Consider the following 15,364-nt stretch of genomic DNA (forward strand, 5'->3'; position numbering starts at 1 on the left):
TTATCCTTTAATTCTTTTCTTTCTATTATTTTCGTAATCTTCAAATATCATTTCACCCAAGCCTTTCAAACCTGTATAAAATGCTTTACCTCTATTCGCTTGTGTAAATTCCCTGATAAATTGCATCAAGTATGGATCTTCAGCAATCATAAAAGTGGTAATGGGAATATGTAATCGTCTAGCCTGCTGTGCCATAGCATAGCACTTATTGGTTATAAACGGATCCAAACCATTACTGTTCTTATAATACTGACCGTCTGGCATACGCAAACAACTGGGTTTACCATCCGTAATCATAAAAATCTGTTTGTTCGTATTTCGTTTTCTACGCAGCATATCCATTGCTAATTGCAATCCTGCGACCGTATTAGTATGGTATGGTCCGACTTTAAGATAGGGCAATTCTTTTATTTTAATGGGCCAGGCATCGTTTCCAAATACTAAAATTTCTAAAGTGTCCTTTGGATAACGCGTGGTAATCAATTCGGCCAATGCCATGGCTACCTTTTTTGCTGGCGTGATTCGGTCTTCGCCATAAAGAATCATACTATGGCTAATATCAATCATCAGCACCGTACTCATTTGGCTTTTATGAAGCGTTTCTTCTACCACCAAATCGTCTTCCGTGAGACTGAAATCACCAATACCACTATTAATTTGGGCGTTTCTAATGCTTTCAGTCATGGACACTTTATCTAAACTATCACCAAATTGATACGCTCTAAAATCTCCTGTATGTTCATCGCCAAGACCAACACCTTTGCTTTTATGATTCCCTGAACCACTACGTTTTATTTTTCCGAATAGGTGTTCTAAAGCTTGCTGACGAATGGCACGTTCTGTTTTTGCGGTAATGGTAATTCCACTTCCGCCCTCGCCTGTTCCATTGGGATCAAGTTCTTCTCTGATGTAACCTTTCTTTTTTAGGTCTTCTATAAAATCATCAATAGTGTAATCTGGCGTTGTCAACTTATATTCCTTATCCAGTTGACGCAACCAATCTATGGCTTCATCAAAATCTCCAGACGTATGTGTGATTAACTCCTTAAAGATTTCAAAGAGTTTTTCGAAAGGCGATTGATTTGGAGCTTCATACGTTTTAAATACGAAACCCGATTTTTTTCTTATATCATTCATAGCAATGTAAAAATAATCAATTTCCGAATTAAAATACAGGTAGTGGCACAACTTAACACCTCATTAAGAATTCTATCGATTCTTTTGCTTAATTTTAAGGATTAGTCAATCAACATAAATAAAATGAAGAATTTGTTATCGCTTGTTATGCTATTCTGTGTAACGTTACTTTCTGCACAAGAATTTTCAATGGATTTAGTAAAAAATATGACTCCAAGAAACATTGGTCCTGGTGGCATGTCTGGTCGCGTTACTGCGATAGATGTGGTCACAACAGATCCTGATATAATGTATGTTGGAACGGCGTCTGGTGGTTTATGGAAATCTAATTCTGGTGGCATTACTTGGGAACCGATTTTCGATAAGGAAGTAACCGCGTCTATTGGAGCCGTTGAAATTCAGCAATCAAACCCAAGCGTCATTTGGGTGGGAACAGGCGAAGGCAATCCTCGAAATTCCTTGAATGGTGGTTATGGTATTTATAAATCATTGGATGGTGGAAAAAACTGGATGGTCATGGGACTTGAAAAAACAAGACATATTCATCGCATCATCGTTGATCCAACAAATCCAGATGTGGTATATGTTGGTGCCATTGGTTCGCCTTGGGGAGAACATCCTGAGCGCGGTGTTTTTAAAACTACTGATGGCGGAGACACTTGGAGCAAAATTTTATTCGAAAATAATAAAACAGGTGTTGCTGATTTAGTCATGGATCCTACCAACCCGAACAAATTAATTGCTACACTTTGGGAACATAAACGTGATCCTTGGTTTTTTAATTCTGGAGGTGAAGGTTCTGGTTTACATATTACCCATGATGGCGGCAAAAATTGGAAAAAAATAACTGAAGACGATGGATTTCCAAAAGGTGATTTAGGACGAATTGGCGTCGCTATTGCAGCAAACAAACCAAATATCATTTATGCTTTGGTTGAAGCCAAAAAGAATGCACTTTACAAAAGTGAAGATGGTGGTTTTAAGTGGAAAAAAGTCAATGATAAAGATGATATTGGAAATAGACCATTCTACTATTCTGAAATTTATGTCGATCCCCAAAATGAAAACAGAGTTTATTCTGTTTTTACTTATGTAAATGTGTCTCAAGATGGTGGAAAGAATTTCAAACAATTAATGCCAGCGTATGGTGTAAGTAACGGTATTCATCCTGATCATCATGCGTGGTGGATACATCCTGAGAATGGTGATTTTATGATTGATGGTAATGATGGCGGAATGAATATTACCAAAGATGGTGGAAAAACGTGGCGCTTTATTGGCAATCTTCCCGTGGCTCAATTCTATCATATCAATGTCGACAATGAGTTTCCATATAATGTATATGGTGGCATGCAAGACAATGGCTCTTGGCGAGGACCAGCTTATGTTTGGCGAGCACAAGGCATTAGAAATAGTTATTGGCAGGAAATCAGTTTTGGTGATGGTTTTGATGTGATTCCAGATAAAGACGATGCTCGCTATGGTTGGTCCATGAGTCAGCAAGGCTATGTAAGTCGTTACGATTGGCAAACGGGAAATAATTATTTGGTACGGCCAACACATCCTAATCCAGATGTAAAATTACGATTCAATTGGAATTCTGCCATTAACATCGATCCATTTGATAATAGCACCATTTACTTCGGAAGTCAGTTTGTACATAAATCAACAGATAAAGGTGAAGCCTGGGAAGTCATCTCACCAGATTTAACGACCAACAATCCCGAAAAACAAAAACAATCCGATAGTGGTGGATTGACCTTGGATGCTACTGGTGCGGAAAATCATACGACTATTTTGGTCATTGAACCTTCGCCTTTGGAAAAAGATATGTTATGGGTTGGTACTGACGATGGTCGCGTACATTATACTAAAGATGGTGGACAAAATTGGACAGACGTTTCCGAAATAAAAGGCTTACCCAAAAATAGTTGGATTGCACAAATAGAAGCTTCCAACAAAAACAAAGGGGAAGCGCTCTTAATCGCCAATGATTACAGACGATTCAATTATACACCTTACGCTTACAGAACAAAAAACTATGGAAAAACTTGGGAACGCATCGTTGATGAGAATGATGTAGAGAGTTATACATTGTCTATTGTTGAAGATATTGAAGAACCTAACCTCATCTTCTTAGGTACTGATGACGGCTTATATATTTCAATTGATGCTGGAAACAAATGGACGAAATGGACCGAAGGCTTTCCAACCACTTCCGTCAAGGATTTAGTGATACAACCAAGGGAACACGATTTAGTCATAGGTACTTTTGGACGTGCGGCATGGATTTTAGATGATATTAGACCTTTGCGGGAACTAGCTAAGAATAAATCAGTGATGTCTTCGAACATCAAATTATTTAATCCACCTACAGCGTATCAAGCGTCTTACCAACAACCAACAGGAAGTCGCTTTGGAGCTGATGCCATGTATCATGGCGAAAATCGTAATGGAGGAGCTCGGTTTAGTTATTTTTTCACTAAAAAAGATATGCCAAAAGATGAGAAAAACGATAATGATGATGATGATGATGATGATCATGATGATGTCATTCAGAGCGATAGCGAAGAAGCTCTAGAGGACAAAGCAGAAGGAAAAGTCTCTTGGGATTCATTGACTTTAAAATTATATGATGGTGCACGTTTAATCAGAACTTTAAAGACCAAAGCTCCAAAAGAAAACGGCGTACACAAATGGATCTGGAATATGGATGAAGCTGGAGTTGATAGACCGTCACGAAAAATAAGAAAAGCGAAAATAGAATCTGGAGGTGTCAGAGTAAAACCTGGAATATACAAAGCAATTTTACATTATGGCGACCAAACTTCTGAAACAACTATAAAAGTTGCATCTGATCCAAGATTAGATATTTCCGAAAAGAACATCGATGAGATTTATGCGGCTTCAAAAGAATTGGAACAATTACAGCAAACTGCTTTCAATGCCGTAAAACAATTAGTGGAAAGTAAAACGATTGCCGAGACCTATCAAAAAGATTTAACCAAACTCGATAAAGAAGCTTTTAAAGCACAAATTAAAAACTCAAAAGATATCGTAAAATCAATTGATAGCCTAATCGACAATTATTTGGGTAAAGTCGATAAACGCCAAGGCATTACAAGAAGTCCAGAAATGACGCCAATACAACGTTTGGATCTGGCAAGTAGTTATGTTAACGGAAGCCAGACGGGATTAACCGCCACAGAAACCACTTTAATTAAACAAGCTAAAGATGCTTTAAAAGCATTGTTCTCTGAAACCAACAGCTTCTATAATAAAGACTGGAAGGCGTATAAAGAAGAAATGAAACAGGTTCAAATAGATCCTTTTAAAGACATCAAAACTTTTACAATTGACTGATACCAATTTAACTTTAAAACCAAACCATATGAAAAAATTACTTTTATTACTTTGTGTAAGTACCATTCTGTTTTCTTGTAAAGAGGACAAGGATACCACAGTCGTTCAGCGCGATATTGAGAAGTACACCATTGAACAGTTTATGGACAATGAAGCGGTAAGTGGAGGAAGTTTTTCCCATGACAATAGTACGCTATTGATTTCTAGCAACCGCTCAGGGATTTATAATGTATATACCATTCCAACCAAAGGTGGTGAAATGACTCCGATTACTGCTTCTGACAGTACCTCTTACTTTGCAAATTCCTATTTTCCTGAAGACAACAGAATGTTAATTAGTGCAGATGGAAATGGAGATGAAATCAGTCACTTATACGTTAGGGAATTAGACGGCACAATCACAGATATCACACCTATAGAAGGTGCAAAAGCCGATTTCTATGGCTGGTCTAAAGATGATAAGCATTTGTATTATGGTTCCAATAAGCGCGATCCTAAATTTTTCGATGTCTATAAAATGTCCATTGACAATTACACTTCTGAAATGCTTTATCAAAATAATGATGGTATGAATTTTAGCGGTATGTCTGAAGATGAAAACTATTTCGCACTTTCTAAAACCGTAAATACAAATGATAGTGACTTGTTTATTTATAATGCTAAAACAGAAGAAACCACAAAAATTAATGATACCATGAGCGGTAATTCTGCTCAGGATTTTTCTAAGGATAACAACACCTTTTATTATACGACTGATGATGGCTCCGAATTCTCCTATTTAATGTCTTATGATTTAGATTCCAAGGAAAAGAAAAAAGTAGTTGAAAAGTCTTGGGATGTTGTAGGTAGTGGATTTACTTCTGATGGTAGCTATATGCTTGTCTATGTAAACGAAGATGGTAAAAACGCCATTGAAGTATTAGACACCCAAACTATGAAACCAATAGAATTACCAGTTTTTGAAGGTAAAAGTATTACCAGTGTGCGCTTTAGTGATGACGAAAAGTGGATGCGTATGTATGTGGGAGGTTCTAATTCGCCTTCAGACTTATATACCTACAATCTGGAAACAAAAGAGCAGCATAAACTGACCAATGTATTAAATGATGCTATAAATCCAGAAGATTTAGTTAATGCCAAAGTAATACGATATAAATCATTCGATGGCACCGAAATACCGGCCATTTATTACTTACCTCATCAAGCTTCGGCGGAAAACAAGGTTCCTGCAATGGTTTGGGTTCATGGTGGACCTGGTGGACAAACACGTCAGAATTTTAGTTCGTTGATGCAATATATGGTGAATCACGGCTATGCCGTGTTGGCAGTTAATAATCGAGGAAGTAGTGGTTATGGGAAAACATTCTTTCAAATGGATGATAAAAACCATGGCGAAAAGGATTTACAAGATTGTGTTGAGGGTAAAAATTGGTTGGCATCACAACCACAAATTGATGGTGACAAAATCGGAATTATAGGTGGTTCTTATGGTGGTTATATGACCATGGCTGCCTTAACCTACGCACCAGAAGAATTTGATGTTGGTGTCAATCTATTTGGTGTTACCAATTGGATGCGTACCTTAAAGAGTATTCCACCGTATTGGGAGTCGTTTAGAGAAGCGCTTTATGACGAATTGGGAGACCCATTTTCAGCAGATTCGGTGCGTTTAAAGCGTATTTCACCATTATTCCATACAGATAAAGTCACTAAACCTTTAATTGTATTACAAGGTGCAAAAGACCCAAGGGTATTACAAGTAGAATCGGATGAAATTGTGGCTGGTGTTAGACAAAATGGTGTTCCTGTGGAATATGTTTTGTTTGATGATGAAGGTCATGGCTTTATTAAAAAAGAAAACCAAATCGAGGCCTATAGTCGAATTTTAAAATTCCTTGATACGCATCTCAAAAATGAGAATGCACCTATTGATGGTGAAACCTCATCTGAAAAGATTGAAAGTGAAACGAAATAAATAGTTGAATCGCTTTAACTAAAAAATCCCATGCAGTTCTTATGAAAGTATGGGATTTTTCAATTTTAAAAGTATTTTTACTCCATCTGTTTGAGGCTATTTTGATCTTCAATTTTGAGGAAATCGTCATAGTTGGTTAATAATCGTTTTCCTATATTATTTCTATAGATGCTGAATGTTCAATAGCCTCACGACTATATTCAAAATAACAGGTTTCAACATTGAGACTCGATATATTTAGGAGCACCTTACTAATTTTTTTAGACTTTGTTGAAGCTGTCTGTCGTATATACACGGCTGTAATATTTTTGGGGAAAAGTTTGCATACACGTTCATAAATATAGGCATCTTGCTGTGAGTCATCTCCTAATAATACGTAATTTAGATTAGGGTAAAACGAAATGATTTCTTTAATCTTTTCAAATTTATGGTCGTGTCCGCCTCTACCTGTCAACAAAAAATCAGAAATACCAGCCTTAATTTTTTTCAGTTTTATAACCGCCTTTGGCAATTTATGAAGTCGAGCAAAAGCCACAATAAATTCGTATAAATTATATTCGCTACTAGAAACGTAAAAAAATGAGTTAAATGCCAAATCAGTAGTTTGTCCGGCTTCACTCAATGCCTTATAGTGTTTTACAACATCCGTAAAAATTTTTCTTCGATTTACATTTCGAAGCAGCATGACGTAGAGTTTTTTAAAAAAATTATTACTATGGGAAATTAAAAATGTATCATCAATATCTGAAATAATACCTAATTTGCCTTTGTATGGTTTCAATAACTCAGCACAATTAACAATACCAAATTCACCTATTTTGCAACTCACATCATAACGATGCCAGCCGCTTTCAAGATGGTCTTTATAGGGCAAGCTAAATTTAAAATAACCATCCTTGAGCGTTTTGGTGGTAACTTCTATGTTCTTAAAACGTAGCGTAACTTCAATATTGGGATAAGGCTTAATTCTGAACATGTGCAGTACGGCAACGGCATGCTTAATTCCCTCACTGTCCAATCGATATTTATCTGGCGCCCACGATTTGAATACGTGACCTGTAACCACAAGTTCTTGGTCATTAACATAGCCTCGGTACAATTTTAAATCTAATTTTGGCACAATACGTTGGATTAAAGTTTATAAACTAGTTAAATTTATACATAATTCAAAAAACAGATGTCTAGAAAACCTGAAATATTAGTAATTTTTAATCCTATTTCTGGTGATATCAACAAAAAACCAATACTTAATGATATCGCTTTAGAAGCTGAAATAAAAGGCTTTAACCTGAAAAAATATAAAACCACTGGTAACAATGATCTCGATAAAATAAAAAATATTCTTAACGATACATCTTTTAAACATGTCATCGTCGTAGGTGGCGATGGTACCTTGCAATTAGCTGCCAATGCTATAATGGAAAAAAACCTACCGCTTGGTATTATTCCAGCAGGATCATCCAATGGATTCGCATCAAATTTAAATTTACCTACTCAACTTAGTGCGCAAATCGCTGTGACTTTTGGTAACCACAGTATTGATGTTGATATGCTATCCGTAAACGGTGATTTATGCCTTCACATTGCAGATATTGGAGTTAACGCTGTACTTATTAAAAATTATGAGGATTCCAGAATCAGAGGGAAGCTTGGTTATGCTCTACAAACCATTCCTTCGTTGGTAAAATCGGATTATCCATACCAATTTGAAATTATCATCAACCATGAAAAGTTCACAAAAGAAGGTATTATGCTAGCCATTGCAAATGCCAAACAGTTTGGTACAGGTGCCACTATCAATCCTGATGGAGAACTCAATGATGGTCAGTTTGAGATTCTGGTTTTTAAAAAAATGGATGTTATACAAATTCTTCAAACTTTAAAAAATACGCCTAGGATGGATAAGGATTTTGTAGAATGTTTTTCAGCCAATAAAGCCAAAATTGCGATACCAAAGCCTATTGAATTTCAAATTGACGGAGAATACTTAGGAAAAGTTTCAGAAATTGACGTAAAAATACTGCCTAAGAAACTCAAGGTTTTAGTGAACAAATAATAAAATGAAATATATAAATTAATTACTCTATTCGCTTTAGTCCTTCGTAATCTTCAATTTTAATCCGCTTTCCCGAAGTTGAAATCAAGTCTTCTTTTTTGAATTGAGATAAAATTCTAATCGCAGATTCCGTAGCCGTCCCAACGATGTTTGCGTAGTCTTCACGAGATAGTACAATACTTAAAAAGCCATCGCTATCCTTACCAAAATCATTATCAATGTATAGAAGTATTTCCGCCATTCTTTGCTTAACTGATTTCTGTGCCATATTGACTAAAGATTCATCCGAAGCTTTCAAATCCTCAGCCATTTCCTTTAGCACATCCATAGTGAATTTTGGATTTTTTTGTAAATCATTCATTATTTCACTTTTAGGAATAAAACACATCTCCATATCATTCAATGCAGTAGCACTAAGGTTGGTTTTCTGCTCTGACACTAAAGATCGTTTTCCTAAGAGCCCACCTTTAACAACTAATTTCACGACCTGATCTTTACCATTTTCACTTAATTTAGAGAGCTTACAAACACCATCTTTAACACAATAAACACCGTTGATTGTCTCCCCTTCTTCAAAAATGACCTGACCTTTTCTGTAAATTTTACCTGTTTTACACGCTGAAACACGCATTAACTCATCTCTAGTTAAAGACTTTAAAGCATTAAATTCTTTAATAATACATGATTCACATTTACTCATACCAGCTATGTTTTCGTCAATTTCAAAGTTAATCAAAACATGACAAATATCATATTTTAAACGTACAAGTTTTGTGACTTTTGCTAAAGGTATAAATGAGCAAATTAATAATGGAAAACAACACTTGTTTTCACTGTGGTGATGATTGTGGAAATCATCCAATTACATTTCAACAGAAATCATTTTGTTGTAATGGCTGTAAGACCGTTTTCGAAATATTTAACGAAAACGACCTCACCTGTTACTACGATTTACAAAATTCTCCAGGTGCAATACCCAAAGAAATTGAAGGAAAATACGACTTTTTATCGCAGGAAAATATCATTGAAAAATTAACGGAATTTAGAAGCGATACTATAGAAATTACAACGCTCTATATTCCTCATATTCATTGTAGTTCTTGTATTTGGATTCTTGAAAACCTCAAAAAACTGAATCCAAACATTTCAGAGTCGCAGGTTAATTTTGGTAAAAAAACGGTTAGAGTTAGCTACGATTCTACAAAAACCAATTTAAAAGCCGTTGTTTTATTGTTAAGTTCCATTGGTTACGAACCGTATATCAGTTTAGATGATTTTAACTCTGGAGAAAAGCATATCAACAGAACCTTAATTTACAAACTTGGAGTTGCAGCTTTTGGTTTTGGCAATATTATGTTCTTATCATTTCCTGAATATTTTGAGGTTAATGAATATTGGCTGGAACAATACAAACCCTTATTTCGCTGGTTAATGTTCGCCCTGTCCTTACCTATTGTTTTTTATTCTGCACAAGATTATTTTATTTCGGCTTACAAAGGTTTAAAAGCAAAAATTTTAAATATTGATGTTCCTATTGCTTTAGGCGTTTCTGTTTTATTTATAAGAAGTACCATTGAAATTATGTTCGATTTAGGTTCGGGATTTTTCGATAGTCTCTCCGGATTGATCTTCTTTCTTTTGGTTGGTAAATTCTTTCAACAAAAAACCTATCAGTTCTTGTCGTTTGAGCGCGATTATAAATCCTATTTCCCTATTGCCATCACCAAAATAAATAAGGAAGATCATGAAGAAACGGTTCAGGTTTATGATATTGAAAAAGGAGACCGGATTTTAATCAGGAATGAAGAGTTAATTCCTGTTGATGGTATTTTAATTAACGGAAAAGCAAAAATCGATTACAGTTTTGTCACTGGCGAATCGCAAGCCGTTTCAAAAGCATCAGGCGATAAATTATTCGCTGGTGGCAAACAGACCAATGGCGTTATTGAAATGGAAGCCTTAAAATCAGTTGAACAAAGCTATCTCACCCAATTGTGGAGTAACGATGTTTTCAGTAAAAACAAGGAAGATGGTTTTACCACAATTACCAATACCATTAGTAAACATTTCACTATTGCTATTTTAACAATTTCAGCAATTGCCACATCATTTTGGCTATTTGTAGATGCGAGCAAAGCTATGAATGTATTTACAGCTGTACTGATTATTGCTTGCCCTTGCGCCATTGCTTTATCAGCGCCATTTACATTCGGCAATTTATTGCGCATTTTCGGTAAATTAAAATTCTATGTAAAAAATGCTAGCGTTATAGAACAACTGGCGCAAATAAACACGGTTGTTTTTGATAAAACAGGAACAATTACTTCCAACAAAGAGAGTCATGCGGAATATGAGGGCGCTGTATTGTCGGATTCTGAAAGTTTGGTTTTAAAGAACTCCCTTCGTGGATCTAATCACCCTTTAAGTAGAACCTTATATAACATTTTACAGGAAAACAATATTATTACACTTGATGCTTTCGAAGAACACATCGGTAAAGGTATTGAAGCCAAACACGATGCTATAAATATGAAGATTGGTTCCTCCAATTTTGTGGGGAGTTCAATAGATAGTTCTATTTTGAACACCACTGTTCATATCAGTAGTAATAATATCTATAAAGGAAAATACACTTTTTACAATAGTTACAGAACGGGTGTTTCAAAATTATTCAATCAATTAAAACAGCATTTTGATTTGGTGATTCTTTCTGGAGATAACGAAGGTGAACGTGAAAATCTAACAAAACTACTTCCATCCAAAACGAAGTTAATTTTCAACCAAAAACCAGAAGACAAGTTAGAATTCATAAAATACCACCAGTCAGAAGGTGCAAAAGTGCTTATGATTGGAGACGGCTTAAATGATGCCGGAGCTTTGGCACAAAGTAATGTTGGCATTGCCATTTCTGAAGATGTAAATGTCTTCTCGCCTGCTTGTGATGGTATTTTGGACGCTTCAAAATTCAAACAACTTTATCAATTTATTAAAGCCTCAAAATCGGCTATAAAAATCATTAAATGGAGCTTTGTGCTGTCGTTTTTTTATAATGTCATTGGATTATACTTTGCTGTAACAGGTCAGTTAGAACCTGTAGTTGCGGCAATCTTAATGCCTTTGAGTTCTATTAGTATTGTGGTGTTTACAACCATTGCTACAAATCTTTTAGGACGGAAATTAAAATAAATTAATCAACATGATAAAAGTCATGTTTTAAATCTGAGGTCAATAGTATTTTTGACCCATAACTTCAATAGGTATGAGTGTTATATATATTTTATTAACGGTAAGCGTTGTTGTTGGCGTGACTTTCTTTGTCATTTTTATAATGGCTGTAAGGTCTGGTCAATACGATGATGACTATACACCATCGGTACGCATGCTTTTTGAAGATGAACTCGTAAAAGAACAAACCGATACAACTAAACAAACAAAAACTGACTAATTTTTTCAATATGGAAATGCAACAATTCTATTACGATAACAAAATCGTTAAAAAGTTCCTCTACGCCACCATACTTTGGGGAGTTGTTGGGATGCTTGTCGGCCTTATTTTGGCCTTCATGTTTTTATTCCCAAACATGACAGATGGTGTTTCATGGTTAAGTTTTGGACGCTTAAGACCATTACATACCAATGCCGTGATTTTTGCCTTTGTAGGTAACGCCATTTTTGCTGGAGTGTACTACTCATTGCAACGACTCCTAAAAGCCAGAATGTTTAGCGACATGCTAAGTAATTTTAATTTCTGGGCATGGCAACTCCTTATTGTGGGAGCCGCTATTACGCTCCCTTTAGGTTATACAACTTCAAAAGAATACGCAGAATTGGAGTGGCCTTTTGATATTGCCATTGCCTTGATTTGGGTCGCTTTTGGTGTGAATATGATTGGCACTATCCTTAAACGTCGTCAACGCCACCTTTATGTTGCTATTTGGTTTTATTTAGCCACTTTCGTAACGGTTGCAGTCCTTCACATTTTTAATAGCTTAGAATTACCTGTAAGCTTCACTGGGATGAAAAGTTATTCTGTTTATGCAGGAGTTCAGGATGCTTTGGTTCAATGGTGGTATGGACACAACGCCGTTGCATTTTTCTTAACAACACCATTCCTAGGGTTGATGTATTATTTTGTACCTAAAGCGGCAAATAGACCTGTTTACTCTTATCGTCTTTCAATAGTTCACTTCTGGTCATTGATCTTTATATACATTTGGGCAGGACCACACCACTTATTATATACAGCTTTACCAGAATGGGCGCAGCATTTAGGAGTCGCATTCTCAGTGATGTTATTGATGCCTTCTTGGGGTGGAATGATCAACGGATTGTTAACCTTGCGTGGTGCTTGGGACAAAGTTCGAACAGATCCTGTCTTAAAATTTATGGTTGTCGCCATTACAGGTTACGGTATGGCAACATTTGAAGGGCCAATGCTATCGCTTAAAAATGTGAATGCCATTGCGCATTTTACAGATTGGATTATTGCCCACGTTCATGTTGGCGCTTTAGCTTGGAACGGCTTCTTGGCGTTTGGTATGATTTATTATCTAATACCTAAATTATTTAAAACCAAATTATACTCTATCGGCTTAGCCAACCTGCACTTTTGGATTGGCACTTTAGGAATCATGTTATATGCCTTACCAATGTATGTTGCTGGTTTTGCCCAAGCTAGTATGTGGAAACAATTTAACCCAGATGGTACTCTAGTGTATGGTAACTTCCTAGAAACGGTTACCGAAATTATGCCTATGTATTGGATGCGTGCTATTGGTGGTACACTTTATATCACTGGTATGTTAATCTTAGTTTACAACGTTATTATGACCGTTGTAACATCTGAACATAAAGTTACGGACGAGTTAGCAGAAGCTCCTGAATTAAAACGTGTTTCTAAAGGACGTGTTGCAGGCGAAGGCTGGCACACTTGGTTAGAGCGCAAACCTGTACTTTTAACCATATATGCGACTATTGCGATTTTAATAGGTGGTATCGTTCAGATTATTCCAACGATTGTTGTAAAATCCAACATTCCAACAATTAGTAGTGTTAAACCTTATACACCTTTAGAACTTGAGGGACGTGATCTCTATATTAGGGAAGGCTGTGTTGGGTGTCACTCCCAAATGGTTCGTCCATTTAGGTCTGAGGTAGAACGCTATGGAGAATACTCAAAAGCAGGTGAATTTGTTTACGATCATCCCTTCCTTTGGGGAAGTAAGCGTACAGGGCCAGATTTACATCGTATTGGTGGAAAATATTCAGATAACTGGCACTTTAACCATATGTATGATCCTCAGACCACATCTACTGGTTCTATTATGCCATCGTATAAATGGTTGATTGTGGGTGAAGGTGCAAAATTGGATAAGTCCATGACCGAAGAAAAGATGAAGACTATGGTATCCTTAGGTGTTCCTTATACTGAACAAGATATTGTCAATGCACAGACTTCGATGTTAGAACAAGGGACGCAAATTGAGAAAAATCTTTATAGCGATCCAGATTTTGTAGCCTCGTATGAAGCAGATAAAGCAGCTTCTGGCGAAGGATTCGTAGAAATGCGAAACAGGGAAATCGTTGCCTTGATTGCTTATTTACAGCGTTTAGGAACCGATATAAAAGTTAAGGATATTATTGAAGAAACCGCTCAAAACTAATTTATTATGTTCAAATTTATAAAAGGCCATTTAGAAAGTATCACAGGTATAGAAATCTACCCGATGATCTCACTACTAATATTCTTCATCTTTTTTGTTGTATTATTTTATTGGGTAATCACAGCTAAGAAAGATTATATAGCAGCAGTTAGCCATATACCATTAGACAACCAAAACGAAACCCAGATATGAGACATTTAATCCCTTCATACATAAGAATTCCTGTCATCTTTTTTGCCATTGCAGGATTGGTAGAATACTTTGTGGATTCAGGAGAAAAGCCTGCATTTATAGAACAACCCATTATAATGCTGTTCCTGTTATTGGTACTGTTGGTGCTAATTGCCATAGAAGGTATCGTTGGCTCAATGGATAACATTCTCTATCAGAGTTTAGATGAAGCAGCTAAAATTAGGTATGATCTGAAACGAGCTGAAACCCCAAAGTTTATACGTTGGATAAAAAGAACTTATACTAAACTATTAGGTTCTAAACCAGTAGAAGAAGAAGGTGAAATTATATTGGACCACAATTACGATGGCATTAAGGAATTGGATAATAATTTACCGCCATGGTGGATTTACTCCTTCTATATATCCATCGTTTTTGCCGTAATTTATATGTTACGATATCATGTCTTTAATGCCGACGATCAATTTGTGGAATATGAAATTGAATATGCAGAAGCTAATAGAGCCATAGAAGCGTATAAAAAAACCGCTAAGAATTTAGTGGATTTTAACACTGTTGAAATATTGTCGGAATCAGCAGATTTAAATGCTGGAAGAATTATTTTTGAAACCAATTGCGTCGCCTGTCATAAAGCTGATGGTGGCGGCGGAATTGGTCCTAACCTAACTGACGAGAATTGGATTTTAGGTGGCGGAATTAAAAATGTATTCAAAACTATTTCTGAAGGTGGTAGAGACGGAAAAGGAATGGTGTCTTGGAAATCTGAACTGAAACCTTTGCAAATGGCTCAAGTAGCGAGTTATGTCTTAAAGTTCCAAGGGACTACACCTGCCGAACCTAAAGATCCTGAAGGCGATATCTGGATTGATGCAACCTTAAAAGACATGGAAACAGGTGAAGCAGTACATGATGTTGATATAAAAATCGAAGACAATATTTCCGACTCTTTAGTAAAATCAATAGATTTTAAATAAATTA

At 36.1% G+C, this 15,364-nt stretch carries 11 protein-coding genes; 8 read left to right on the plus strand and 3 right to left on the minus strand.

Annotated elements, in window-relative coordinates:
* On the minus strand, window positions 1-1,137 hold the full coding sequence (locus tag HM987_RS11500) for a vWA domain-containing protein (protein WP_179008184.1): 1,137 nt from the start codon (window positions 1,135-1,137) through the stop codon (window positions 1-3).
* A 123-nt stretch (window positions 1,138-1,260) separates the two neighbouring features.
* Between HM987_RS11500 and HM987_RS11505 the strand changes: the two genes are divergently transcribed.
* The gene (locus HM987_RS11505) at window positions 1,261-4,500 is read left to right on the plus strand and encodes a WD40/YVTN/BNR-like repeat-containing protein (protein ID WP_179008186.1); all 3,240 of its coding nucleotides are present in this window, start codon (window positions 1,261-1,263) and stop codon (window positions 4,498-4,500) included.
* Between the two features lie 28 nt (window positions 4,501-4,528).
* Window positions 4,529-6,475, plus strand: coding sequence for a S9 family peptidase (locus HM987_RS11510; protein WP_179008188.1), 1,947 nt, complete (start codon window positions 4,529-4,531; stop codon window positions 6,473-6,475).
* Window positions 6,476-6,626: 151 nt separating this feature from the next.
* Here HM987_RS11510 and HM987_RS11515 read toward each other — a convergent pair whose 3' ends face one another.
* Window positions 6,627-7,595: an App1 family protein gene (locus tag HM987_RS11515; RefSeq protein WP_229724420.1), complete on the minus strand. Its 969-nt coding sequence runs from the start codon at window positions 7,593-7,595 to the stop codon at window positions 6,627-6,629.
* Between the two features lie 57 nt (window positions 7,596-7,652).
* Between HM987_RS11515 and HM987_RS11520 the strand changes: the two genes are divergently transcribed.
* Window positions 7,653-8,531: a diacylglycerol/lipid kinase family protein gene (locus HM987_RS11520; RefSeq protein ID WP_179008190.1), complete on the plus strand. Its 879-nt coding sequence runs from the start codon at window positions 7,653-7,655 to the stop codon at window positions 8,529-8,531.
* Between the two features lie 22 nt (window positions 8,532-8,553).
* On the opposite strand, the gene HM987_RS11525 is transcribed toward HM987_RS11520, so the two are convergent.
* The gene (locus tag HM987_RS11525; RefSeq protein WP_179008192.1) at window positions 8,554-9,231 is read right to left on the minus strand and encodes a Crp/Fnr family transcriptional regulator; all 678 of its coding nucleotides are present in this window, start codon (window positions 9,229-9,231) and stop codon (window positions 8,554-8,556) included.
* A gap of 110 nt (window positions 9,232-9,341) precedes the next feature.
* Here HM987_RS11525 and HM987_RS11530 point away from each other — a divergent pair, with 110 nt between their 5' ends.
* From HM987_RS11530 to HM987_RS11550, 5 genes are all read left to right on the plus strand, one after another.
* Window positions 9,342-11,717, plus strand: coding sequence for a heavy metal translocating P-type ATPase (locus tag HM987_RS11530; RefSeq protein ID WP_179010031.1), 2,376 nt, complete (start codon window positions 9,342-9,344; stop codon window positions 11,715-11,717).
* Window positions 11,718-11,790: 73 nt separating this feature from the next.
* A complete protein-coding gene (gene ccoS / locus HM987_RS11535; RefSeq protein ID WP_179008194.1) occupies window positions 11,791-11,976 on the plus strand; it encodes a cbb3-type cytochrome oxidase assembly protein CcoS in 186 nt (61 codons plus the stop codon).
* Between the two features lie 10 nt (window positions 11,977-11,986).
* Window positions 11,987-14,194 (plus strand): cytochrome-c oxidase, cbb3-type subunit I, encoded by a 2,208-nt coding sequence (gene ccoN, locus HM987_RS11540; protein ID WP_179008196.1) that lies wholly within the window; start codon window positions 11,987-11,989, stop codon window positions 14,192-14,194.
* A gap of 6 nt (window positions 14,195-14,200) precedes the next feature.
* Window positions 14,201-14,386: a CcoQ/FixQ family Cbb3-type cytochrome c oxidase assembly chaperone gene (locus tag HM987_RS11545; RefSeq protein WP_179008198.1), complete on the plus strand. Its 186-nt coding sequence runs from the start codon at window positions 14,201-14,203 to the stop codon at window positions 14,384-14,386.
* The gene (locus HM987_RS11550) at window positions 14,383-15,360 is read left to right on the plus strand and encodes a cbb3-type cytochrome c oxidase N-terminal domain-containing protein (protein ID WP_179008200.1); all 978 of its coding nucleotides are present in this window, start codon (window positions 14,383-14,385) and stop codon (window positions 15,358-15,360) included. Before HM987_RS11545 ends, HM987_RS11550 begins: the two co-directional genes overlap by 4 nt.
* The last annotated feature ends 4 nt before the right edge of the window (window positions 15,361-15,364 follow it).

Origin of the sequence: Winogradskyella forsetii, assembly GCF_013394595.1 — a bacterium.
Taxonomy (GTDB): Bacteria; Bacteroidota; Bacteroidia; order Flavobacteriales; family Flavobacteriaceae; genus Winogradskyella; species Winogradskyella forsetii.